This window comes from Methylobacillus caricis (assembly GCF_020532705.1).
Classification (GTDB): Bacteria; Pseudomonadota; Gammaproteobacteria; order Burkholderiales; family Methylophilaceae; genus Methylobacillus; species Methylobacillus caricis.
In genome coordinates, this window is the sequence record NZ_JAJAVD010000001.1 from 666,169 (window position 1) to 691,282 (window position 25,114).

Genomic DNA, 25,114 nt, shown 5'->3' on the forward strand with positions numbered 1-25,114 from the left:
TTTGGAATGATGATTGTGAGCTTGTATTGATGTATGTATTAACTTCAGCTGATTTGTTTTATTGCTGGCTTTTGTAGCGTTGCTTGATACTATTTGGTTTTTATTGGACTTGATGGCTGTATATAACCATAATTGGCTGTATTTAGCCGATGGTGGTTGTTTGGAGTAAGAGGTCGACTGATTATCTCTATATATAACAAAATGTTAATGATATTTCATTGCTAGGTATGGTAATTGCACTTGGTTATGACATAAATGTGACCGGGTGTAGTGCCATGTCTTCCAGCCAGTTATTGCAGCAAGGGTTAGTCCAGGAGTTTTACCAACGGCACCGGCCATGGTTGCATGCTTGGCTATGCAAAAAAACCGGATCAAGTTTTGATGCGGCAGATTTGACCCATGACACTTTCATCCGGGTGCTTTTGCAAGGCAATGCCCAGGAGATTGTCGAGCCCCGGGCGTACCTGACCCGGATTGCGCACGGCATTATGGTGAATTTCCTGCGCCGGCGGGATATTGAACATGCTTACTTGAATGCCATGGTGGCCTTAGGTAATGGACAGGAAATGGCTGTCCCTTCTCCTGAGGAATATTTGCTGAACCTTGAAAAGCTGGTGGCGATTGACCGGATGCTCGATGGTCTTCCCATCAAGGTGCGCAAGGCATTTTTAATGCATAAGCTGAATGGAATGACCTATCCTGAAATAGCCGCAGAATTTGGCATGAGTGTGATTTCTATCAAGAAATATATTGCCCGCGCCTTGTTGCATTGTGCGCAAGTGCAATGATGTCTCGGGATATAGGCCTGGATGTCTAATTTGTTGAAAGCCGCTACGGAGTGGTATATCCGTTTGCATGATACGGATGTCACGGCTCAGGATAGGCTGGAGTTTGAACGATGGTTGGCTGTCTCCAGCCGTCATCGTGATGCCTGGGCTTCAATACAACAAGTGAATATGCCGTTCAATGGGCTTGATCCGTCCATTGGGCATGCTGTACTGCTGCCGCGTGCCCGACAAGTAGGGCGTCGCCAAATGCTCAAAACCATTGGGTTCGTGTTTGTGCTGGGTGGCAGCGGAGCGTTGGTTTATCGTGAACGCCCATGGCAGGCCATGTTGGCCGATTATTCAACCGCAAAGGGTGAACGCCGCACTTGGACTTTGCCGGATGAAACCGTGATTGTCCTCAATACGGGCACTGCGATTGATACTGTTTATGATGCCGGCCATCGCGTGGTGGTGCTGATCAAGGGTGAGATCATGGTGGAAACCGGGCATCCCGCAGGGACTCTGGTGCCGTTCCAGGTGCAAACCCGTCATGGCATGGTGACCGCCTTGGGTACAAAGTTCAGCGTCCGCGATCATGGCACCCATATCTCGGTCAATGTATTTGAGCATGCCGTCAGGATCAATCCTGCACGAAATAGTGCGCATGAGACCCTTGTTAAAGCAGATCAAGCCGCCAATTTTGATAACGAACATGTCGGCGAGATCAAACCCTTGTTATCAGGGGCTGATCTATGGGTGAAGAGTATCCTCAGCGCCAACGACATGCCTTTGCAAACTTTCCTTGCAGAGTTGGGGCGTTATCACACAGGTGTGTTGCGATGCGATTCTTCCATTGCCTCAATGCCGGTTTCAGGCGCTTTCCCGCTTGATGATCTCGATGGCATCCTGATAAGTCTGCAAGATACCTATCACTTGCGTATTGAATTCTTAACGCGTTATTGGGTGACCTTGAAACCAGCATAACCAGTGATTTTCTAAGCTATATCAAAAAAATATTCAATATTTTTTTATACCTTTTAGCCACCTCAATTGGCGTATTCAGCAAAAGATTCGAAACTTGAGGGAAAGAGATTCATGGCTAGAAACATTTCATCCGCTGTTGTGCAAAAGACCCAACAGCAGGGCACAAGGCAACACAATTCCAGGTTATTGATGCTGGTCTTGTTTGCCAGTGTGCTCAATCCACTGCCAACGACAGCAGAACCATTGAACAAGGCCATTCCTGTGCAATCGTACAGCATTCCTGCCGGTGACCTGAGCCAGGCACTGACGCTGTATGCCGGTAATGCCGGCGTGCTGTTGTCGTTTGATTCGGCCTTGACTCAACATAAAAAGACATCGGGCCTTAAAGGCAGTTATGGCGTGATGCAGGGGTTTAGCGAGCTCCTGAGGGGAAGCGGGCTGGAAGTGTTTGAAGACCAAGGAGGGCGTTATCAACTCAGGCGGGCAACTGTGTTGAATGATGACAAACTGCCCGGTGAAAGATCTTCGATAGATTTCAAGGTAGCTGCTATTGAAGTTCGCGGCAAACGCTTCTACGAGATTGGGCCTATGCCAGGGCTCGGGCTCGCCAAAGAGCAGATTCCAGGCAATGTCCAGAGTATCAGCGCAAAGGAAATCAAGGAGTCCAATGAGTTAAGCCTGCCTGGGCTCATGAATTCCAGGCTTCAATCGGTCAATGTCAATGACTACCAAGGCAATCCGTTCCAGATGGATGTCACTTATCGTGGCTTTACTGCCGGGCCGCAGCTTGGCACGCCGCAAGGGCTATCGGTTTTCTTCGACGGCATACGTGTCAATGAACCGTTTGGCGATGTGGTGAACTGGGACATGATCCCGCTCAATGCGCTTACCAGCGTTGATGTGTTTCCAGGCTCCAATCCAGTTTTTGGGCTTAATACGCTAGGCGGCGCATTATCGGTCCGGACCAAAAGCGGTTTTGACGGTAATGTGCTGTCTGCCAATTTGACAGGCGGCTCTTTTGACCGGAAACAGCTGCAGGCGGAAGCCGGTGGAAGCAACGGCGCTCTGGCCGGCTATGCCGCTGTCAACATCTTTGATGAAAATGGGTGGCGTGATAATTCTCCTTCGCGCGTGAACCAGTTTTTCGGCAAGGTGGAGTGGCGTAATGATAGGCTGAAACTGGGGCTTTCCTCGCTGTATGTCGGCAATGATCTCGTAGGTAACGGAATGATTCCAAAAGAATTGTATGATGAGAGGCCTGAGAGTGTATTTACATCGCCCGACGAAACCAAGAACCGGTTGCTGCAATTCCAGATATCGGGCGCATTCGATGTGTCGGACACTTTCAATATTACGAGCCAGTTATATCATCGGAGGAGTAAGCGCCATTCCGTCAATGGCGATTTCTACCAGGCTTTCCCTGACATGGTAGGCACCTATGACTTCGGCAGGGAAACCTCAACCCCCAGCAATAACTTGCCTTTGTGCCAGTACCAGGATCTGGATGGAAACGGGATATGGGACACAACAAACGGTTCCCCATGGGGTACGCCTCTCCCCCCGATCAATAACCCTACCGATGCACCTGGTGTATGCAATCCTACGACTAGGCAAGCAACTTTGGAGTCATTGAAAATGCGGAATGGCGCCAATGGTGATCTTGGATATGGTGGAAATGGCACTGGTGTCGTTAACGGAACGCCTATTGGTCAGATTGATACCACATCTATCGACCAAGTGACCAACGGCGGTGCGGTCCAGTTCAACTGGAACCTGGAGAAACACAAGTTCATGACGGGGGTATCTTTCGACTCAGCGTATGCGGACTACAGCAGTGTTTCGCGTTTGGCTCTGATCGATGCCTCGCATAACGTTTATCTTGATCCGGCCAATATTTCTCCCGAGTTCTATGCAGCTTCGCATGACATTACCAATAATGCCTTTGACGGGAGTTCAAGAACAGCCAGCCTTTATTTCAGTGAAACCTGGTCTCCAGTGCAGCAATGGAATTTTTCCGCTTCAGCCAGGTATAACAAAACGCATGTCACCAATAATCTGAAGTCCCGCACTGCTGCCGGCTTCGCCGAGCTGCACAACCTCAAGGATTTTGCGGCTAATCCTGACGTTATTTTGTGCCAGGATCCGGCCAACTGTCCGACCGAGCCTAATGCCACTTCAACGCTGACCGATGATGCTCGCGCCAGTGGCTTGAACGGCTATTACCGGCCTAATGGTAATTTCGGAAGCCGCTCCACCCTGGATGGCCATAAGGAAAAATTTTCCTATTACTCGCTCAATCCTTCACTCGGCGTTACATATTCACCTACTATGAATGTGAATGTGTACGGCAATTGGAGCCAGGGAACGCGGGCGCCATCCGTTATCGAGCTGGGTTGCGCCTACAGCAGCGATCCCGAATTGCAAAGCGCTGGCGCATGCACATTGCCGTCCCAGCTTTCGGGTGATCCTTATTTGCCTCAAATCAAGTCCACTACCAATGAACTAGGTATTCGTGGCGTATTTTCCAACAACTGGAAGTGGAACCTGAGCGCCTATCAGACTGATCTGAAGGACGATATTTACTTCACCAGCCTGTCTTCATCGCGCAATTATTTCGACACGATTGGCGATACGCGTCGCAAGGGGCTTGAATTCGGTTTGTCAGGAAGCGCCGGCCGCGCCGAATTTTCTCTGAGCTACAGTTTGACCAGCGCCACGTTCGAAAGCCCGTTCCATATGTTCAACCTTTCCAACAGCAGCACCAATTTTGACCCTAACGATGGTGTCGGGCCTGGCATGTACGAATATATTGAGGATGACAACGGCGGCTATCATCTGGGTTTCCCCAAGAATCCGGCTTATTACAACAAATATGGGCAATCCAGCTTCCGGCAATATAAGGTCGAACCTGGCAGCCGCATGCCGGGCATTCCGCTGCATAACCTGAATGCGTCCGTCAATTTCCACGTGACCGACCGCTGGGATATCGGCTTGAGCATGATCATGCGCTCCAGCGCCATTGCCCGCGGCAACGAAAACAACGAACACCGCAAAGGCCCTGCTGCAGAACAATTAGGCCAGATCGCCGCAAGTTGCAATCCGGCATTCGATCCGGTCACTGGGGATTTCACGGGATATTTCCAATGTGATGCGCAGCCTTCAACTATAGTTGGTCAGCCTTACTATCAAAAGGGTACGACGCCAGGGTTTGCCATATTCAACTTGACCACCACTTACAAGCTGGACAAGGGGCTAACCCTGGGGCTGCGGATCAATAATCTTTTTAATCGCGAGTACTATTCTGGTAGCCAGCTTGGTGCAAACCCGTTTTCACCTTCAATTAATGGTGCGATTGGTCCCAGCGGGTTCAACTACAATTCAAGAGATTGGCAGAACACCAACTTCGTGGCACCTGGCGCTCCCAGGGCTGCATGGTTGACACTAACGTATGAGTTCAATCCCGGAAATAATTGATCATGTGATGGTATTGCACGCTCGTTTTATAGCTTTCAAGCGCCGACTGCGAAGCCTGTTGGCGCATGAAAGTTGGGCATTGGTCCTGTCAGCGATGTTTGTCTTGCTATTGCTATTGGATATAGTGATGTTGCTGCTGACGGCAATGCATGGCTGATTTTCCTGCAGCTTCAAGCGATAGGGTCGGGCATAATCTGGTAAAATTCCGTTTTTGCCAACACTTTGAATTTCCTCATGTCCAGCCAAATGATTAGTCTTCGTGGCAGTGCCGCTTCATCTCCTTTCCGTCTTGAAAAAATCCTGAGCGCACTTAAAGTTGCCGCGCCGCGCATTAGCCATTTGTATGCCGAGTTTTGGCATTTTGCCTGGATAGATGTGGCATTGACTGAAGCGCAGGAGCAGACGCTCAAGCAGATTCTGACTTATGGGCCGCGGCTGGATGAAGAAACGCCGGCAGGTGAGTTGTTTCTTGTGATTCCACGTCCTGGGACGATTTCCCCATGGGCCTCGCGGGCTACTGATATTGCTCGTCACTGTGGGTTGGAAGCCATGCAGCGCCTGGAGCGGGGCGTGGCTTATTATGCAGTGACTGCCGATGGCAGTCCGCTCACGAATGCGGAAAAGCTTGCTCTGCGCTCGCTGATTCATGACCGCATGACCGAATCCGTATTTGCTGATCTGGCTGACGCGCAAAAGCTTTATCACACGGCTGAACCAGCTCCCTTGTCGAGCGTGGATATCCTGGCTGGCGGCAAGGCCGCGCTGGATGCTGCCAATTCAGACATGGGCCTGGCATTGTCACCTGACGAAGTGGATTACCTGGTGGAGAATTTCCAGCGCATCGGTCGCAATCCAACCGATGTTGAGCTGATGATGTTTGCCCAAGCCAATTCAGAGCACTGCAGGCACAAGATTTTCAATGCGGACTGGGTGATTGACGGTGTGGAGCAAGCGCAGTCCCTGTTTGGCATGATACGCAATACGCACAAGCTTAACCCAGGCAAGACAGTGGTGGCCTATTCCGATAATGCCTCGATTGTGCAGGGTGAAAAAACCAAGCGGTTCTATCCCCAGTCGGATGGCAGCTATGGTTTTGTCGAGGAAGATATGCACTTCCTCATGAAGGTGGAAACGCATAACCATCCCACAGCGATTTCCCCCTTTGCTGGTGCGGCAACAGGTGCGGGTGGTGAGATCCGTGATGAAGGCGCGACTGGCTCCGGTTCCAAGCCCAAGGCTGGCCTCACAGGTTTTTCCGTGTCCAACCTCAATATCCCGGGCTTCAAGCAGCCTTGGGAGCAGGATAACGGCAAGCCTGCACGCATTGCCTCGCCATTGCAAATTATGGTGGATGGCCCTCTTGGTGGCGCTGCCTACAACAATGAGTTTGGCCGTCCTAACATTGCCGGTTATTTCCGCACGCTGGAAATTGAGGCGGCGGATGAAATTCGTGGCTATCACAAGCCCATCATGCTGGCGGGTGGCGTGGGCAATATCTCTGCCAAGCACTCCAAGAAGAACCCGATCCCGCCGGGTGCTGCCTTGATTCAACTGGGTGGCCCAGCCATGCTGATTGGCCTGGGCGGCGGTGCGGCGTCGAGTATGGATACCGGCGCCAATACCGAGAACCTGGATTTTGACTCCGTGCAGCGCGGTAACCCCGAGCTGGAGCGCCGTGCGCAAGAGGTGATCGACCGCTGCTGGCAGTTGGGCGACAAGAACCCGATACTGAGTATTCATGATGTGGGTGCAGGCGGCATCTCGAATGCCTTCCCTGAGCTGGTGAACGATGCGGGTGTTGGCGCCAGGTTCCAGCTGCGCGACGTGCACAACGAAGAACCAGGCATGGCCCCGCGTGAAATCTGGAGTAACGAGGCACAAGAGCGTTATGTGATGGCCGTGCGCAAGGAAGACCTTCCGCTGTTTGCCGAGATCTGCGAGCGCGAGCGTTGTCCGTTTGCCGTGGTAGGTGAGGCTACCGAAGAAAGACATCTGACGGTAGCGGATAGCCACTTTAACAACAATCCGGTGGATATGGACCTTTCCGTGCTATTGGGCAAGCCGCCCAAGATGACGCGGGATGTGAAGCATGCTAGCCGTGAACTGGCTGAGTTTGACCATGCCGGGATTGACCTGAAAGTAGCTGCTGAACGAGTATTGCGCCTGCCCGGGGTGGCTGACAAGACTTTCCTGATTACCATTGGGGACCGCAGTGTGACCGGCCTGGTTGCGCGCGACCAGATGGTGGGCCCGTGGCAGGTGCCTGTGGCGGATGTGGCCGTGACGCTGGCAGGCTATGAAACCTATCGCGGCGAGGCTTTTGCCATAGGCGAGAAGGCCCCGCTGGCGCTGATTGACGGCCCTGCGTCTGGCCGCATGGCAATTGGGGAGTCCATCACCAATATTGCCGCCAGCCTGATTGATGACATTTCCGATCTCAAGCTTTCTGCCAACTGGATGGCCCCGGCCGGACATCCAGGTGAGGATGCCGCTTTGTTTGATACCGTCAAGGCAGTGGGGATGGAGCTTTGTCCTGCGCTGGGTATCAGCATCCCGGTGGGCAAGGACTCCATGTCCATGAAAACCGTCTGGGAAGAAAATGGCGAGAAAAAGGCTGTGACTTCACCGATTTCATTGGTAGTGACTGCCTTTGCCCCCACGCCGGATGCGCGCAAGACACTGACACCGCAATTGCGCACAGACTTGGGCGATACCAAGTTGTTGCTGATAGACCTGGGTGCAGGCAAGAACCGCTTGGGTGGTTCCGCGCTGGCTCAAGTGTATGGGACAGTGGGCAATGTAGCGCCGGATGTGGATGATGACGCCAGCCTCAAGGCATTTTTTGATGGTGTGCAGAAACTCAACCGTGAAGGCAAATTATTGGCCTATCATGACCGTTCCGATGGCGGCCTATTCTCCACAGTAGTGGAAATGGCATTTGCCGGACGCTGCGGCCTGGATATCGATATCACCAGCCTGGGTGAAGATGCGGTGGCCGCGCTGTATAACGAAGAACTGGGTGCCGTGCTGCAAGTGCGTGCCGCCGAGGCGGATGCGATTGTGGCTGAACTCAAGCCGCAACTTGGTGGCCTGGTCCACGTGATTGGCACGCCTGCTCCTCATGGCAACATCCGCATTCATCAGGATGGACGTGTTGTGTTTGCCGAAAGCCGCGTAGCCTTGCATCGTGCATGGTCTGAAACGACTTACCAGATGCAGAAGCTGCGCGACAACCCGCAATGCGCTCAACAGGAATACGACCGTATCCTGGATGAAAAAGATGCCGGCCTGCACGCCAGGCTGAGTTTCGACCCAGCTGAGAATATCTCTGCGCCTTACATTGCCAGCGGCATCAAGCCCAAGATGGCTATCCTGCGCGAGCAGGGCGTTAACGGCCAGGTGGAAATGGCGGCGGCATTTGACCGGGCTGGCTTTCAGGCGCATGACGTGCATATGAGCGACATCATCAGCGGCCGCGTCAGCCTCAAGGATTTCGCTGGTTTTGTTGCCTGTGGTGGCTTCTCTTACGGCGATGTGTTGGGTGCGGGCGAAGGCTGGGCAAAATCCATCCTGTTCAACCAGCGTGCCCGTGAGGAATTCTCTGCTTTCTTCCAGCGCAATGATTCATTTGCCTTGGGTGTCTGTAACGGTTGCCAGATGATGAGCAATTTGCACAGCATTATCCCAGGCGCTGAAAACTGGCCGCATTTCGTGCGTAACCGTTCTGAACAGTTTGAGGCGCGTGTTGCCATGGTGGAAGTGATGGAATCGCCTTCGTTGTTCTTCAATGGCATGGCAGGAAGCCGCATGCCGATTGCCGTTGCCCATGGCGAAGGTTACGCCGAGTTTGTGGATGCAGCAGCGGTCAAGGCCGTGCTTGACAACAAACTGGTAAGCTTGCGGTTTGTGGATAACGGTGGCAATTCCACTGAAGTTTATCCATTCAATCCCAATGGATCTATTCAGGGAATTACTGGTCTGACTACCGCTGATGGACGTTTCAGTATTATGATGCCTCATCCTGAGCGGGTTTTCCGTGCAGTACAGCATTCATGGCACCCTGATGGCTGGGGTGAAGATGGGCCATGGATGCGCATGTTCCGTAACGCCAGGAAATTCATAGGCTAAAACGGTCAACAGCAGTAAATAGATGTGCGTTAAAGCACACATAATTTAGAGACTATAACTATTGGAGAAGTAGCATGAACAAGATGTTAAAGGCAGTGCTGGTAGTGCTGATGCTCGGGTTTACCTGGGTGGCGCATGCCGAGGATCAGCAAGTGGAATATACCGATGCCATTGGAAAAGGCGATATGAAGGTGGTCAAGAAGTACTTCCAGCATCCTTATGAAGTTGATGAAAGCTTCTTTGCCTGGACTGGCCTGCAAATTGCAGCCAACAAGGGCCAGTTGGTGCCAGTGAAGTTCTTCATCGAAAAGGGGGCTGATGTGAACTACAAGCATCCCATCACCAAGATGACCGCACTGCACCTGGCTGCTTATCAAGGCAACAAGGAGGTAGTGAATTACCTAATTGCGCATGGGGCCGATGTCAATGCCAAGCTGCGCGGGAATGTATCCATTATTCGCGCATTGCGCGATGAAGGCCGTACAGACATGGTTAATCTTCTTACCGCTGCAGGTGCCAAAGATGATGGTTGCCAAGAAGAAAAGTGCCACTAATCCCTTAGGTTCAGCATTGATTGGGCGGATTCATCGCCCATTTCTCATCTGCCAGATAATTCCAGGCTAGTGATGAGATTTCCCATGTACACCAGTTTCTGGCTAGGCTTATTGTTGATGTCAGTAACTGGCGTATGTGCGGAACCCCAGAATTTTCCCGCCCACACCCTTACGTTAGCGGCTTCCTGTGCAGTTTGTCATGGCACCAATGGCAATAGTGCCACCGGGCTTTTGAGCCTTGCAGGCATGGATGAATCGGTGTTTATTGCCAAGTTGCAGGCATACCGAAATGGTTCACAAGCTTCTACCGTCATGCACCACCATGCCAAAGGCCTGACTGAAGCCGAAATTACTGCATTGGCTGGGTATTTTTCTGTGCAGCAGCATCAGGCAATTGTTGAGCCGCAAGCCCAAACCCTGGAGTTGCAACATGAATAGTGCCTATGCAGCGTCGTGATTTTATCAAGCAACTGGCGGCTACCGGGCTGATCGGTGCTCCATGGTTCGAGGCACATGCTGTACCTGCCAGGAAAGTGCAAGGCAGGGTGGTCGTGATTGGTGCCGGATATGCAGGCACCACGCTGGCCAAGTATCTGCGGATCTGGAGCGGCTATGGCATAGAAGTGGTAGTGGTTGAGCAGAACACGCAGTTCGTTTCATGTCCCTTGAGCAATTTGGTGCTGGGTGGCAGCCGCAGTATCAATGACCTGACCTTCGGTTATGGGCTGTTGCAGAAACATCATGGTATCCAGTGGGTACACGATCAAGTGACTCATATTGATACTGCTGCGCGTAAGGTCACCATGAGCCGTGGTGAGATGACTTACGACCGGCTGGTGGTGGCCCCTGGGATTGATTTCAATTATTCGGCATGGCCTGAAATGCAGAATGCCGAAGCACAGCGACTGGTGCCGCATGCCTGGAAGGCCGGGCCTCAAACTTTGAACCTGCGCCAGCAACTTGAATCCATGCCCGATGGCGGTGTTGTGGTGATCAGTATTCCAAAAGCACCATTTCGTTGCCCGCCAGGGCCTTATGAGCGTACTTGCCAAGTGGCGTTTTACCTCAAGCTTCACAAACCCAAATCCAAGGTCATTGTGCTGGATGCCAATCCAGACATTGTGTCCAAGAAAGCCCTGTTCCTGAGTGCCTGGAAAGAGTTGTACCCGGGAATAGTCGACTACCGGCCCAATAGTACCGTCTTGCATGTGAACCCAGTGACACGCGAGGTTGAAACCGAGTTTGAGCGCGTCAAGGCGGATGTGCTCAACATCATTCCTCCTCAACGGGCTGGCAAGCCTGCGCAAATGGCTGGCTTGCTCAATGTCGACAACAACTGGTGCGCGGTGGATTTTCGTAGTTATGCTTCCACCATTTCACCTGAGGTGCACGTACTGGGGGACGCTGTGTTTTCACCCCAACCCAAGTCTGCGCATATCGCCACTTCTCATGCGCATGTCTGTGCCAATGCCATTGTTGCCATGATGGGCGGGCAAGAGCCTGACCCGGAGCCGGTATTTGCCAATACTTGCTATAGTTTTGTCAGTGACCGCATGGCAGTCCATGTGGCGAATGTGTACCGCTATGATGCAGAGAAGAAGCTCATGGTCACTATGGATGGTGGTGGGCTTTCAGATGTCCCTTCCGACCTTGAGGGAACCTATGCCCAATCCTGGGCTCGTAATATCTGGTCGGACGCTTTAACCTAGCCGACCTTACATTCGCCACAACCCCGGAGAAATCATGTGGAATAACTGCATGCCCGCTCGCTTGATACTATGCGTGGTCACTAGCGTTTCCCTGCTTGCCTGTACCACAGTAGCTGCTGTAACCAAGGTACCTGAAGATGTGGCAGCCAGCCTCAAGTTGCCAGCTGGTTTCCATATCAGCACTTTTGCCAAGCTGAATCCCGCCTCCGGTAATGATGCTCGAGAGCCGCGATTCATGGCTTTTGGCCCGGATGGCCACCTTTACCTCGCCAGTAGTGGAGATAATAAGGTTTATATGCTGCCAGACCGAAATCATGATGGTAAGGCAGATGAGATTGTCGTGGCAGCGGAAGGCCTCAACGCCCCGAACAGCCTGGTGTTCGTCAACGGTGAAATGCTCGTATCCAACCAGGATGGCATAGTGCGTGCGGAGCGCAAGAATGGCAGTTGGCCTGCCACCAAATTCACACCTGTCATTTCCGGTCTGCCGACCGGAGGCCATACCTTGAAAACCATCAAGTACGGACCAGATGGGCATCTCTATCTGAATGTGGGTTCCAGTTGCAATATCTGTATCGAAAGTGATCCGCTGCGCGCGACTATCCTGAGATACACCATAGATGGTAAACCGGCAGGGGCACCAGATGGCAGTGTCAGTGGCGCCAGGAGTGCAATCTGGGCGCAGGGCCTACGTAACTCGCAGGGAATGGCATGGCAACCGGGCACCAATGATTTGTATGCCACGAACAATGGCGCAGACATGCGTTCTGAAACCAAGGGTGGCGCCATGAATGACGAGCTGCCTCCTGAGCATATCAACCACATTGAGCCGGGCAAGCACTACGGCTGGCCCCATTGCTGGGGAAACCGTGTGACTGATCCCAATTTCCCGGGCAAGGCAGGTTTCTGCAGCAATATGCAGCCGCCTGCCATTACCTTGCGTGCCCACTCCACTCCGCTGGGAATCACTTTTCTCGATAAAGCGGCTTTCCCCAGCGAGTACAAGAATGACGCCATTGTTGCCATGCATGGTTCATGGAACCGCGTGCAACCTTATGGATACAAGCTGGTACGCATCAAGTTCAAGGACAACAAGCCAACGGCGGTTGAGGATTTTGTCACTGGCTGGCAAACCAGCAACAGCGCCTGGGGACGTCCGGTAGATGTGGTGGTGGGGCCTGATGGTGCACTGTATGTATCGGATGACAGGGCTGGTTTGGTGTATCGTATTAGCTACAATAAAAAGTAATTTTTGAGGATGGAAACAATGAAAAAACTCTGTGCCAGTCTGCTGACACTATTGCTGGCAAGTACATTTGCCCATGCTGAGGAAGTGGCTAGCCATGATGCACCCAGCAAGCTCGTGATCTATATCAGCCCCTATGAATACACCAACCAGATCAAGCTCTGGCATTTCATGAAGGATTACTGGTTTGCTCAGGGACCTTTGGTGGAGCCGGTGCTGACCAAGACATTGGGCGAGAAATTTGGTGAAGCAGTGATGTGTGAGGCTGGTGTGACAGGCAATGTCCTGCTTTGGGTGCAGCCAAAGATGTTTTACAACCCCCACATGCGCAACTTCTACGGCACTATCAAGGCCACGGTCTACACTGGCAGCGGACGTGCGATAGCCAGTTATGTAGGCGAGTCGCGGTACAGTGGTGACCTTGATATTTTGCCTGCGAACAGTGTGCAGGCAGCGTATGACCTGGCTATCCAGCGTGTTGCTGACAAAATGAAGGCAGATCCGGGCATACAGAAACTGATTGACCAGGGTATTTCCAGCAAGGAAAGCTATACACCCTGTGCCATGGTGTCCCTGCTGCCAGGAATAGCGCCTCCCGCCAAGTAGTTGTTTTAACCGCTACACCGGTTTTCCGGTGCAGCAGTGTCTTCTTCTACCTATGTCCTGCTACGCAAGATAACGTATGGTGGCAGGGCATACGTCTCCGTATATTGGCGCTTTGGCAAATATGCATCGGAGGAGGCGTCATGCGTGGCAAGATAGAGCAAGATGATCAATACGAGTTATTTTCAACGGCATCTGCGCCTATCATCCCGGTTATTACTGATGCCAACACGCCAGAAACATCTTTAGCCGATACCAGCACTCTGGCAGTTAAAACCTGGCTGGCGATGGCCGCTATCATTCTGGTGGCAATTGCACTGCGTCCTGGCATTGTTTCCATGGGGCCTTTGCTGCCTTTCATTATTGATGAATTCCAGCTTTCCCATACGGTAGCTTCCCTGCTGACTACTATCCCTGACTTGCTGATGGGATTGCTGGCGTTGCCTACCCCCTGGCTTGCCCGTCGATATGGGCGTAACCCTGTGCTGTTAACGGCCTTGCTGTTGTTATGTGTTGCCATGGTTGCCCGGGCATTTTCCAGCACGACCGACATGCTGATGTTAAGCACAGTTGGGGTGGGGGCTGGAATTGCGGTGGCTGGTGCCCTGATGGCAGGTTATATCAAGGGTAATTTCCCCACCAAGGCTGCCATGGTCATGGGAATTTATGCAACAGCCCTGTCATTTGGCAGCACGATTTCAGCGGCAGCGAGCGGTCCGGTTGCCATGCAGTATGCAAGTGGATGGCGTATGGGAGCCGGGGTGTGGGGCGTACTTGCCTTGATTGCGGTATTGGCCTGGGCCTTGATAGCAGTGCGTGAACGACAGCAGGGCGCAGTAAAAAACCCAGTTGCCGAGCCTGCACGATTGCCGCTCAGGAACCCAACCGCATGGATGGTGGCATTGTTCTTTGCCGCGGATAATTTCCTTTTTTATGCAGTGTTGTCATGGACGGCACCCATGTATATTGAGTACGGGCTGACACCGACAATTGCCGGTTTTGTGCTGGCTTCGTTCACTGCTGTCTTCATGATTTCCAATCCTGTTTTGGGTGCGCTTAGTAAATCTGTGGATAGGCGTGGCTGGCTTGCTGCATGTTCTTTACTTGCCATATGCGGCCTGGTATTCCTGGCAATGGCTCCCATGTTTGCACCGTTTCTCAGCATATCCCTTTGTGCTTTTGGGCTGGGCGGGGCGTTTACGCTGGGTATGACCTTGCCATTGGATAATACCAACAATGTTGACGAGACCAATGCATGGAATGCGTTTGTTCTGACAGTTGGGTATCTGATTGCAGCAGTAGGGCCGCTGTCAGTAGGCTATATCCGCGACCTGACACAGGATTTCCATGCTGCGATCTGGTTGTTGGTATGCGTGGCGGGCGTGATGCTGGTACTGACCCCTTTCCTGCAGCCACATCATCACAAGCATTCACAGCAATAAGTACTTCATGCACTGTCATCCCATGTTTTTGTTGATCCTGCTGCTGGGTTGAGTTTGTGCCCGTTCAATCGCATAATCGAATGCGCTGCGCATCTGACCAAGTAGACCAAGGCGCCGGCCAATAATGACAATAGAGGAGATTGACCATGCAGAACCGTTTCACAACAGGCATGTTGGCCTTGCTGATGCTGGCGAGTGGGATTGCACATGCCCATGATGTAAAGAAGCTGTCAGGTTTCAAGGCCCCAGAATCCGTCGTGGCGGACAAGCAGGGCAGGGTGTTTGTGTCGGAAATCGGTGAGTTCAATAAAGACGGCGATGGCCAGATCAGCGTTGTGGGCACCAATGGCAGGGTCAAGGTATTTGCCAAGGGCATGAATGACCCCAAGGGGCTGGCATTCATTGGCGAGCATCTGTATGTCGCGGATAAGGATCGTATACTCAAAGTGGCGCCTAATGGTAGCTGGACAGTATTTGTTGACAAGAGTGCCTTTCCGGCTCCGCCTTTGTTTCTCAATGACCTAGAGCCAGACCTACAGGGGAATCTCTATGTGAGTGAAAGTGGAGATATTGAGAAAAAGGGCGGGACTGCCGGTGCCATCTATAAAATCAACCCGGCAGGCAAGGTCAGCACCATCATCAACCATCAGCAGAACCCACGCATCATGGCCCCGAATGGCTTGTTGATGGACGACACTGGCGATGTCTTGATCTTTGTTGATTTTGCCACCGGCATCCTTTATCGCCTTGATATTCCCAATCAACATCTCATCCAGCTTGCAGACGGCTTTGGCGGTGGTGATGGGCTGGTGCTCTCAGCCAACAATAGCATTTACATCAGCGATTTTCTTAATGGGAAAATCTATAGCCTCAGTATTGAAGATGAGGTAAAACTGGTCAAGGAAGGTTTTCAAAGCGTGGCGGATATCGGCATTACCCCCGATGGCAAGACCTTGCTGGTGCCAGATATGAAGGCAGGGACAGTGACCTGGGTACATTTGCATTGATTTGTAATAAACCCAGTCATGCGGGCTTCGGAACGGAAAGACGGCCGTTCCGAGCATCACTCATTTCCTAGCCAAATTTTTTGAGCAGATATTTGCTCAGTGATTTGTAGTTTCTATCATGTATTTTCGGTCGCTTACTTCCAGATTCTGCAAGAGAGCCACTAATTCTTCGTGCCTGAAGCGCTGGATACCGGGCTGGTCGGGCCAACAACTCCTATATTTTTGCGCGGACAATTGATATGCAATCTTGTTGAGGATTTTTAGCGAAAGGCATGAAGCCTCGTTCTATCCGCGATACTGTTCCTATTTCCACTCCCAGTCTTTGAGCTACAAACTCCTGCGTTAACCCCAGGCTTTTCCTGCGGGTTGCGATATGGAGTGTAAGGCCGCCGCCCCTGAACAACTGGACCGCATCCAGTATATGCTTGATGAACATATTGCCTTGTTCTCACGCCGCTCTCCGATGGCCGTGCTGGAGCGACAGCCGCTGGTACGGCAGGACTGGGTTTTAGCCTGGCCTGCAGCGTCAACGCGCGATAGGGCGCAAAGAGGGTGACAGTGCTTGTCACCCAATCAGCACATTCGGACATCCCGAACCGATGAAGTTGCCTGTGCTTGTGATATCTCCGATACGCGCAGCGGGCCGTCCGCCAATCAACACAGTGGAGGAGCCGCTGGCAATGGTGTCGCCGTGGACACCGGCATCACCCACGCATGCAGCTGGCAGGCCGCCTATCATCACAGTGGCTGAGCCTGAGGATATATGAGACATTGCAGGCCCTGGTTGTCGGAAAATAATCACGTCCCCTTGCCGGGCAGCGGGAGCTGACATGGTGAGTCCTGTTCAATTGATGTGAACAAGGCTGCCTTTAATTGCGGTGATTCCTCCGCTTTCAACCTTGACTCGCGATTGGCCAGCGAGATCCAGTTCGGTTGAGTGGATACTGACGCCGGCCTGACTTTCGATGCGGATACCCTGCTCCCCCATACTGATGCGGTTAGCGTGCCTGTCGCGCAGGATAATTTCTTCGTCTGCAATGGCCAACCCGTTGCCAGACGGTGTTTCAATACTGACTGAGCGCTGGTTTTCATCAAAAATGATGTTCATCCCCGCGTGGCTGACATATCCTTTCTGATCTGCTGAGGCAAATGGGGATGGGATAGCGCTGCTATGAAATGCGCCGAAAACTACCGCAGTCTGCAGGTCATGACCAGTGAACCCAACCATGACCTCGCTGCCTGCTTCCGGCATGAACGCTGTGCCTGAATAATGACCGGCTTCGGGGACGATAAGGCGTGCCCATGTGCCGTGGCCATAAGGATCGATCAAGGGACAGGTGATTTTGATCCTGGCTTCGCCTGCCGGGTCTTCGCCAGTCTCAATCACTTTGCCTATGAGCAGGTTTGAAACGGTGTTTGATGTTGGTCGGCTTGCGGTCTGCTGGGAAAGGCCAAGCTCGAAATTGGTTTGCGGTGGCGCGCCAGCAGGCCATTCGTGCGTCACTCCGGAAATATAGTAGTTTCCCGAAAGAAGGGTGCCCATGGCATCAAGGTTCAGGGTCTGGCCAGGCGCGGCATGATGTAAGTCAAGTGCGCTGATCTTGCCCTGCACTGCGGCAAGCCGTAACTGTGTGAGCCGGGCATTGGCTGCGGTTTGTAGCCCTTGCTCTGTAAATTCGCCAGCAAGGTGTTGTGTTTGGATGTCTTGTGCGGCATCTTCAACTAGAGTTGCCGTAGCCAGACGATCATTGACGGAAAAATCAGGAGCTTCGGCATTGGCCTCGAATAATGATTGCTCGCCGGAGTTCCAGGCAGACAGTTTCAATCCGCCGGTTTGCTGGTTGCCATCCACCGCAATATCCAGGCTGATGATTTCTTGATAAGACAGCGCAACCCCCTGAGCGGGTTGCAAGACGGGAGAGGTCACGATCAGTTTTCTTCCCGAGAAATAGGCTACCAATCCGTTTGCATTGAGACGTTGCAGCAGAAAATCCCAGTCGCTGATATTGTGCTGGATCAGGCCATGGTGATGGAGCGTCGAGGATTCGATATCGGCTTTAATGCCATATGGGGCAAGCAGCTCATGGATAGTCTGGCTGTCGGAGTTTTCTGCAAAACAGCGGCTGCGCACATGGGTTTGTAAAGCAGCTGCTTGGTGCCAGCAGATGAGTGTGAGCAGATATTTGCCCGCTCCAAACTTTATTTTCTGCTGCTGTACCTTTCCCTGGAACAAGATTTGGCTGTCAGCATGAATTTCAAGTAATTGGTTGGGGAGCAGGTTGCCACTGGCTTGGTCGAATGCGTTCAATGTGTCGAATTCGAGCTGCAAATATGCGTTCGGCAACGCATTCAGGCGTTGCTCGATACGAAGCATCTTGAGGTTGCCAGCCAGGCTGGACCGTGCGCCATTGATGACCAATATGGGTGTTGTCATCAGGAGGATTCCAGCGGTCGAGGCTTGGTTGTCTTTACATACTGGGCAGGTTTGACAGTGACGTTGATGGGGCTGGTCTTGGCGCGAATTTTTGGTTTCTTGGATGGTGTAATGCTTTTGACTGGGGCATTGAGCTCAACAACCTGCGCAGAGGATATGGTTTGTTGAATTCTCAGGATGACAAATTCAGCAGGCCTCGACAGCGCAATACCCACTTCAACAATTAGCCGTCCAGCCGAGATGTCCTGGCTGGTCATGGTCTGGTTCAGGCCCGCTCTTATATAAAACGCATGCTCTGGTTTGTCGCCAGCCAGGCCACCGGCCTGCCACAGTTGATGCAGAAAAGCATGATAACTCTGGCGGATTTGTGCCCAGGTTCTTTCATCGTTGGTTTCAAAGCCTTTCTGGGCCAGATGGCGGCGCAGCGACGCCAGAATAAAACCGCGGGTGCGTACCTGGGCAATATAGCGCCATTCATTATCGTTGCCTGCCAGTGTGCGGGTGCCCCACATCAATATTCCATGACCAGTGAACTTGCGGATGGCATTGATGGATTTACCTTCATGTTTATCAATATTCAAGGGTTCCTGCATGTTGTCAGTGATGCTGGCGCTGAGGCCGAGAACCTCATTGATTGGTACCTGTGACGGTGTTTTCCATATGCCACGGTTGCGGTCATGTGCGTGGAAAAGGCCGATGATGGTGCCGTTGGGGGGAATCATCCTGCCGATGGCGATATCGGGAGACTCTTCCAGGCGCTTGTGCAGCAGACGCGACTGCAGCCTGGTGGCCTTGTGGTATTGATTCCAGGCAGCAGCGACACCTGGTGTGTACTTGATCTCCAGGTCTTCGTAATGTTCGGCGCGAGGCTGGGCTATCTCCAGCCAGGGCAGGAAGGCAGCGCCATGGCGGAGCCACTGCTTGCCTACGCTGTCGCGAAAGGTTGCTACGGTAGTTGGCAGGGTCTGGTCGTTGCAGTAGGGAACATCCAGGATAGCCAGGCAATGGTCCTGCTGCTGGCAGTATTGCAGCAGCTTGTGCTGTAGCTGAGCCAGTTCCGGCAGGCATATGGCATCCGGAATTGCCACCATGGTAAAAGCAGCGCTGGCGGGTAGCCGGCTGATGGCCGATTCCAATGCCACTGTATCCGGGGCCTTGGGATAAAGCCCAACTGACAGGATTTCACACAAACTGCCCCCGTTGGCGAAATACTGCTGGATGCACGCATGCAGATAAAACGGGCTATAACTTGCCGCACTGACAATACGGCCTGTGCCGTCCAATACAACGCGCAAGGTCTCAGGTGCTCCTTTGCCGAAGCATTGTTCGTATTCTGCCAATGACGTGATCGAATAAGGTTGGCCCGGCGGCAAAGAGGCCCCGTTCTTGTCGACGGATTTCTCGGTATAGCCGATAAAGAGCGGCAGGCAGGTGGCGGTAGCTTCGACGCTAGCCGGAGTCTGTGATATTTCTTCCACGTAAATCCCAGGATATTGGTGATTCCCCATGCCTTGCCCCTTTTGATGCTTTTAAATATATCCATATTACTGCAAATTAAGGCCGGGATTAAGTTTTATGTAAATTGTTGTCAATTCAGCCGTGTCATTGGTAAATGCTGTGCGCAAAGTTAAAATGCGCACATGAAACCAGAAGCATCATCAATACCGGAAGGCACAAAGGAATTGCGGCGGGCTGCACTGGCCTTGCTTTGCCTCAGTGATCCCGACGAAAAGGCGCATGGCGTGGCGGTGTTACGTGAGGCTTGGCTTGCAGGCGAAGCCGACGTAGCACCACGGCTTCATCTTGATTCGGGGCAGGCAATACCGGGCCGGCCGGCAAAGCCGGAACTCGTCTCGCCCCTGTTGTTGAAGAAGCGGTCCATGAGAACCGCGGAAGGCAGGGCGGCCCTGATCCATGCCTTGGCACATATAGAATTCAATGCTATCAATCTTGCCTTGGATGCTGTCTGGCGCTTTGCCGGGATGCCGGCAGAATACTATGAAGACTGGCTCAAGATCGCCGCCGAGGAGGCGTTGCATTTTGGCCTGCTGCATGAACACTTGCAAAGCCTGGGCTATCGCTACGGCGATTTCACCGGGCATGACAGCTTGTGGGAAATGGTGGCAAAAACCAGCGACGACGTGCTGGCGCGCATGGCACTGGTGCCACGCACCATGGAAGCCCGTGGACTGGATGCCTCGCCGCCCTTGCGTGCCAAGCTGGCGCAGGCGGGCGATCTCCAGGCCGCGGCGATTCTGGACATATTGCTGCGCGACGAGATCGGGCATGTAGCGATCGGTAACCGCTGGTATGGCTGGCTATGCGAACAGCGTGGCTTGGAACCTGTGGCGACTTATGCGCTGCTCACCCAGCAATATGGCGCGCCCAAGCTGCGCGGACCATTCAATTTCCCTGCCAGGAAGGCGGCGGGGTTCAGCGAGGCAGAACTTGCCCTGTTGGTGGAACGCAGTTAGAGCGGCCAACAAAACTCTCTTGGTGTTGTTGCCCTACCTTGTCGTACTGCTTATATTGCCTGCGGTAGGGAGACTCACTAGCCAGAATTCCTGCACTGAGTTTTGTTAGACCCGCAAAGCATTTTCAACAGCTAAACCAGGTTCATTTCCTTCATACGCCTGTAAAGCGTATTGCGGCTGATGCCGAGCTGTCTTGCCACTGCGGAAACATTGCCGACATGAGTTTGCATCGCGGCCTTGATCGCTTCTGCCGTGAGGCTGGTGAGCGAAGGGGAGGATTTTTCCTCAGGCGGGTTGTCGATATCGTCCAGAAAATCTTGGGTAAGGTGCATCAGCGAAACTGGTTCCGGCCCCGCTAATGCGAGAGCGGTGCGCAGCACATTATGCAGCTGGCGGATGTTGCCCGGCCATGGATGCGACTCGAACAAGGCCATGACATCGGCATCAATCGCCTTGCCTGTGGCATTCTCGGTTTGCAGGATGGTGTCCACGAGCGCCTGTAGGTCCTGGCGCTGGCGCAGGGCAGGCAGGGTAACGGTCAAGCCGTTGAGGCGGTAATAGAGGTCGCGGCGGAACTCGCCGCTTTCGACCTTTTCGCGCAGTTTCTGATTGGTGGCGCTCAACAATACAAAGTCCACCGGCTTGGACTTGCTGCTGCCTAGCGGCGTAACGCTGCGCTCCTGCAATACGCGTAGCAATCGCGCCTGCAGTGTCAGCGGCATATCGCCGATTTCGTCGAGGAAGAGGGTGCCGCCGTCGGCCTGTTCCAGCTTGCCCGGGCTGCCCTTGCGCCGCGCGCCGGTAAACGCGCCTTCTTCATAACCGAACAGCTCGGACTCGATCAGGCCCTCGGGCAGCGCGGCGCAATTCACTGCCACCCATGGTCCCTGGCTGCGCTTGCTGGCTTCATGAATGGCGCGCGCGAACAACTCCTTGCCTGCGCCGGTTTCGCCCTCGATGAGGATGGGGATGTCCTGGTCAATTACACGCTCTACCTGGCTAATGACCTGCGCGATGCGCGCGTCGCCCGTGTTCAGCATCCTGAGGCTGGCAGGGCAGTGGCGCGGTAGCGGCTGTGGCGCCGACAGGTTGCTTTCTGGTTGCAGCTGGCGCTGCTCAAGGCGGGCATAGATGCGGGCCTGGCGGCTGGTATACATGGGGAAAACCAGTTGGCTACCAGTATTCCCTGCCTGGAAATACTTGGCGGGCAATGCCTCGAACAAGTGGCTGAAATTCAGTCCCTGCAAGCGTTCGGGGGCAAGTCCTAGCTGGAACTGGCCGCTGCGGTTGATGGCGATGAGATGGTTGCCTTGGTCAAAGATGGCAATGCCTTCCCACAAGGTGCCGATGAATTCAGGGCGCGAATGGAAGTGCAGCGAGTATTCGCCCGCGTGGCTGGCTGTGAACAGCCGGTTTTCTATCATCTGAGCGGACATGCGCACCAGAGCAAGCGTGTGCTGCTGCGGCATTTTCACATCAGTGGAAACGTCCAATGTGCCCATGACCTCGTTCTGCGCATTGAAGATTGGCACGGCGGAGCAGCCGAGGATATGGTTGCGGTCGAGGAAATGTTCCGCGCCCTGTACGGTCATGGCCGAGCGTTCGACCAAGGCGGTGCCGATTGCATTGGTGCCGCGCAGGCTCTCCTGCCATGAGCATCCGGGCATCAGGGCGATGCGCTGGGCATCGTCAAGGAATTCGCTGTTGCCCAGGCTGTGCAGGATGATGCCTTCCTGGTCGGTGAGGACGATCACGCTGCGGGTGTGGCTGATCTGCTCGTTGAGGCTTTCCATTTCCGGCTGTGCCTGTGATAGCAGCAAATGGTTGGCTTCCTGTTTCAGGCGGAGTTCCTGCCGGGTCAGGATTTCCGTACGGACCTGCGACCCGGCATCCATGCCATTTTCCACGCAGCGGCGCCAGGAGCGCTCTATTTCCTCGGCTACCTGGCCGCTTTCCACCACGCCACGCGCAAGAAACTCGTTCCTTGCATCCAATAGCTGGGAGTATTCGCTGGCGGGGTTCTGCATATCAAGACCTGAATATAAAAGTGAACTCTGTGCCAGCCAATGTAGCACCTGTTCAATCCTGACACAACTTATCGTTTGGGAGCTAAGTAAATCCATGATTCAGGCCTTTTATCACCATCTCCGATGACATTGTCAATGCTGGGTTTCAAAGGAATTCAGGTGTATTTCCCATGACTTGGCACAAGGATTGCCATAGAGATAGCGCCAGGAAAAATTCCTGGAAAGGTATGCAATTTATAAAAATTAATTCGACTATGTAATCGACTATGGAGAATGGCATGAAAGCAAAACCAATCACACTGGCACTGGGTGCCGGATTGCTGAGCCTGCTGGTTTCGCAGGCGTGGGCAGACGAAGAGTTGGACAAGCTGATCAAGGATGACACTCAATGGGCGCATCCACGCAAGGATTTCAGCAACACTGGTTACAGTGCCCTTGCGCAGATCAACAAGAACAACGTTAAAAACCTCAAGTACAGTTGGACATTTGCTACTGGGGTGAATCGTGGGCATGAAGGCGCGCCCCTGGTTATCAATGGCGTGATGTATATCCACACGGCTTTCCCTAACAATGTGTATGCGCTTGACTTGAATAACAACCAGAAAATTATCTGGTCCTATTTCCCCAAGCAGGATCCAGCGGTACAGGCGCTGTTGTGCTGCGATAACGTCAATCGCGGCCTGGGTTACGGTGATGGCAAGATTTTCCTTCAGCAGAACGACGGCATTCTGGTGGCACTGGATGCCAAAACAGGTGCCAAGAAATGGGATGTCAAGGTAGTGGATAACAAGGAAGGCGCTTCCACTACCAATGCGCCCCATGTAATCAAAGACAAGGTTGTTACCGGCTGTTCGGGCGGTGAATATGGCGTGCGTTGCTACATTACCGCCTACAACATCAAGGATGGCAGCCTGGCCTGGCGCGCCTATAGCACCGGTTCTGATGCTGACGCCTTGATCGGCAAGGATTTCAACAAGGAAAACCCTCATTACAGCGCCCTGTCACTCTATGAAGATGTGAATGGCGGCAACAAGGAGGGCGGCTCCTTCAAGCCGCTTGCAAAGGAAAAGCTTAAGTTTCCGGAAACGGATCTGGGTGTAAAAACCTGGCTCAAGCCCCAGGCAGTCAAGAATGGCTGGGAGCATGGCGGCGGCCCTACATGGGGCTGGTACTCGTATGACCCTGCACTCAACCTGATGTATTACGGTACTGGTAATCCAGGCACCTGGAATCCTGACGTACGCCCGGGCGACAACAAGTGGTCCATGACCATTTTTGCGCGGGATGTGGATACTGGCATGGCCAAATGGGGCTACCAGATGACACCGCATGACGAGTGGGATTATGACGGCATGAACGAAACCATATTGTGGGATGCGCAAGGCAAGAAGCTGGCAACCCATTTTGACCGCAACGGTTTCGGTTACACCTTTGACCGGACCAATGGCAGTCTGGTGGCAGCCGAGAAAATGCATCCGTTTGTGAACTGGGCGAAATCGATAGACCTGAAGACGGGTATTCCTCAGAAGGATCCCAGGTTCTCTACACACCAGGATTACAACGCACAGGGAATTTGTCCTTCTGCGCTGGGCGTGAAGGATGAGCAGCCGGCGGCTTATTCACCCAGGACACAGTTGTTCTATGTGCCGCTTAACCATGTATGCATGACGTACGAACCGACCGAGTCCAAGTACATTGCCGGCCAGCCTTGGGTGGGCGCGACATTGACCATGTTCGCGGGTCCTGATGGGGTCATGGGCGGTTTCATGGCATGGGATGGTCTCAAGGGCAAGGCGCGTTGGTACAACAAGGAAAAGTTCTCTGCCTGGGGCGGTGCCCTGGCAACCGGTTCAGACCTGGTCTTTTACGGTACGTTGGATCGATGGTTCAAGGCACTGGACGCCAAGACTGGCAAGGAATTGTGGAAGATGCAGGTCGGCTCTGGCGTGGTAGGCAATGCGATTACTTATAGCTTCAAGGGCAAGCAGTATGTTGGCGTGTTGTCGGGGATTGGTGGCTGGGCTGGTGTGGCCATGAACCTTGGCCTGACCAATGATACCGACGGCCTGGGCGCTGCGGGCGGTTACAAGGAATTGAAGGACTGGAATGCAGCGCCTGGCGGGGGCGCCATGAACGTGTTCAGTCTGTAGTGGCAGCAAGGGTTTATCGACTAATCATCTCCTCGACTCATTCTGGCTCATCTCCGCTGAGTAATGTCTGAGTCTTTTTGCCCGGCATGCTTTCCATATGCCGGGCATTTTTTTG

The 25,114-nt window shown here is 53.1% G+C and carries 19 protein-coding genes; 14 read left to right on the forward strand and 5 right to left on the reverse strand.

Annotated elements, in window-relative coordinates:
- The first annotated feature begins 227 nt into the window (after positions 1 to 227).
- From LG200_RS03200 to LG200_RS03250, 11 genes are all read left to right on the forward strand, one after another.
- A complete protein-coding gene (locus tag LG200_RS03200; protein WP_226757288.1) occupies positions 228 to 788 on the forward strand; it encodes a sigma-70 family RNA polymerase sigma factor in 561 nt (186 codons plus the stop codon).
- Positions 789 to 809: 21 nt separating this feature from the next.
- Positions 810 to 1,751 carry a FecR domain-containing protein gene (locus LG200_RS03205; protein ID WP_226756153.1) on the forward strand — a complete coding sequence of 314 codons (942 nt, stop codon included), beginning with the start codon at positions 810 to 812 and terminating at the stop codon, positions 1,749 to 1,751.
- Between the two features lie 111 nt (positions 1,752 to 1,862).
- The gene (locus tag LG200_RS03210) at positions 1,863 to 5,225 is read left to right on the forward strand and encodes a TonB-dependent receptor domain-containing protein (protein WP_226756154.1); all 3,363 of its coding nucleotides are present in this window, start codon (positions 1,863 to 1,865) and stop codon (positions 5,223 to 5,225) included.
- 234 nt (positions 5,226 to 5,459) lie between these two features.
- Positions 5,460 to 9,353 carry a phosphoribosylformylglycinamidine synthase gene (gene purL / locus LG200_RS03215; RefSeq protein ID WP_226756155.1) on the forward strand — a complete coding sequence of 1,298 codons (3,894 nt, stop codon included), beginning with the start codon at positions 5,460 to 5,462 and terminating at the stop codon, positions 9,351 to 9,353.
- Between the two features lie 74 nt (positions 9,354 to 9,427).
- A complete protein-coding gene (locus tag LG200_RS03220; protein WP_226756156.1) occupies positions 9,428 to 9,907 on the forward strand; it encodes an ankyrin repeat domain-containing protein in 480 nt (159 codons plus the stop codon).
- A gap of 84 nt (positions 9,908 to 9,991) precedes the next feature.
- Positions 9,992 to 10,345 carry a c-type cytochrome gene (locus LG200_RS03225; RefSeq protein WP_226756157.1) on the forward strand — a complete coding sequence of 118 codons (354 nt, stop codon included), beginning with the start codon at positions 9,992 to 9,994 and terminating at the stop codon, positions 10,343 to 10,345.
- Positions 10,346 to 10,350: 5 nt separating this feature from the next.
- Positions 10,351 to 11,616 (forward strand): NAD(P)/FAD-dependent oxidoreductase, encoded by a 1,266-nt coding sequence (locus LG200_RS03230; RefSeq protein ID WP_226756158.1) that lies wholly within the window; start codon positions 10,351 to 10,353, stop codon positions 11,614 to 11,616.
- 34 nt (positions 11,617 to 11,650) lie between these two features.
- Positions 11,651 to 12,865 carry a PQQ-dependent sugar dehydrogenase gene (locus LG200_RS03235; RefSeq protein WP_226756159.1) on the forward strand — a complete coding sequence of 405 codons (1,215 nt, stop codon included), beginning with the start codon at positions 11,651 to 11,653 and terminating at the stop codon, positions 12,863 to 12,865.
- Positions 12,866 to 12,883: 18 nt separating this feature from the next.
- Entirely contained in the window at positions 12,884 to 13,468 is a 585-nt protein-coding gene (locus tag LG200_RS03240) for a hypothetical protein (RefSeq protein WP_226756160.1), read from the forward strand.
- A gap of 140 nt (positions 13,469 to 13,608) precedes the next feature.
- On the forward strand, positions 13,609 to 14,907 hold the full coding sequence (locus LG200_RS03245) for an MFS transporter (protein WP_226756161.1): 1,299 nt from the start codon (positions 13,609 to 13,611) through the stop codon (positions 14,905 to 14,907).
- 146 nt (positions 14,908 to 15,053) lie between these two features.
- The gene (locus tag LG200_RS03250) at positions 15,054 to 15,914 is read left to right on the forward strand and encodes an SMP-30/gluconolactonase/LRE family protein (protein WP_226756162.1); all 861 of its coding nucleotides are present in this window, start codon (positions 15,054 to 15,056) and stop codon (positions 15,912 to 15,914) included.
- Positions 15,915 to 16,128: 214 nt separating this feature from the next.
- On the opposite strand, the gene LG200_RS03255 is transcribed toward LG200_RS03250, so the two are convergent.
- Entirely contained in the window at positions 16,129 to 16,350 is a 222-nt protein-coding gene (locus LG200_RS03255) for a helix-turn-helix domain-containing protein (protein ID WP_226756163.1), read from the reverse strand.
- On the opposite strand from LG200_RS03255, the gene LG200_RS03260 reads away from it, so the two are divergent.
- Complete coding sequence (locus tag LG200_RS03260) at positions 16,288 to 16,470, forward strand: DUF2218 domain-containing protein (protein ID WP_226757339.1); 183 nt, start codon at positions 16,288 to 16,290, stop codon at positions 16,468 to 16,470. The two genes, LG200_RS03255 and LG200_RS03260, sit on opposite strands and share 63 nt — an antisense overlap.
- Positions 16,471 to 16,479: 9 nt before the next feature.
- Here LG200_RS03260 and LG200_RS03265 read toward each other — a convergent pair whose 3' ends face one another.
- From LG200_RS03265 to LG200_RS03275, 3 genes are read right to left on the reverse strand one after another with little or no spacing between them, the layout of a single operon-like run.
- Complete coding sequence (locus LG200_RS03265; RefSeq protein ID WP_226756164.1) at positions 16,480 to 16,746, reverse strand: PAAR domain-containing protein; 267 nt, start codon at positions 16,744 to 16,746, stop codon at positions 16,480 to 16,482.
- Between the two features lie 12 nt (positions 16,747 to 16,758).
- Positions 16,759 to 18,348, reverse strand: a complete 1,590-nt coding sequence (locus LG200_RS03270; RefSeq protein WP_226756165.1) for a phage baseplate assembly protein V — start codon at positions 18,346 to 18,348, stop codon at positions 16,759 to 16,761.
- Positions 18,348 to 19,856, reverse strand: coding sequence for a phage tail sheath family protein (locus tag LG200_RS03275; RefSeq protein ID WP_226756166.1), 1,509 nt, complete (start codon positions 19,854 to 19,856; stop codon positions 18,348 to 18,350). The genes LG200_RS03270 and LG200_RS03275 overlap by 1 nt, the downstream gene beginning before the upstream one ends.
- 132 nt (positions 19,857 to 19,988) lie before the next feature.
- Here LG200_RS03275 and LG200_RS03280 point away from each other — a divergent pair, with 132 nt between their 5' ends.
- Positions 19,989 to 20,822: a ferritin-like domain-containing protein gene (locus LG200_RS03280; RefSeq protein WP_226756167.1), complete on the forward strand. Its 834-nt coding sequence runs from the start codon at positions 19,989 to 19,991 to the stop codon at positions 20,820 to 20,822.
- A 131-nt stretch (positions 20,823 to 20,953) separates the two neighbouring features.
- Here LG200_RS03280 and LG200_RS03285 read toward each other — a convergent pair whose 3' ends face one another.
- Positions 20,954 to 22,849: a sigma-54-dependent Fis family transcriptional regulator gene (locus LG200_RS03285; RefSeq protein WP_226756168.1), complete on the reverse strand. Its 1,896-nt coding sequence runs from the start codon at positions 22,847 to 22,849 to the stop codon at positions 20,954 to 20,956.
- A 278-nt stretch (positions 22,850 to 23,127) separates the two neighbouring features.
- On the opposite strand from LG200_RS03285, the gene LG200_RS03290 reads away from it, so the two are divergent.
- On the forward strand, positions 23,128 to 24,999 hold the full coding sequence (locus LG200_RS03290; protein ID WP_226756169.1) for a methanol/ethanol family PQQ-dependent dehydrogenase: 1,872 nt from the start codon (positions 23,128 to 23,130) through the stop codon (positions 24,997 to 24,999).
- The last annotated feature ends 115 nt before the right edge of the window (positions 25,000 to 25,114 follow it).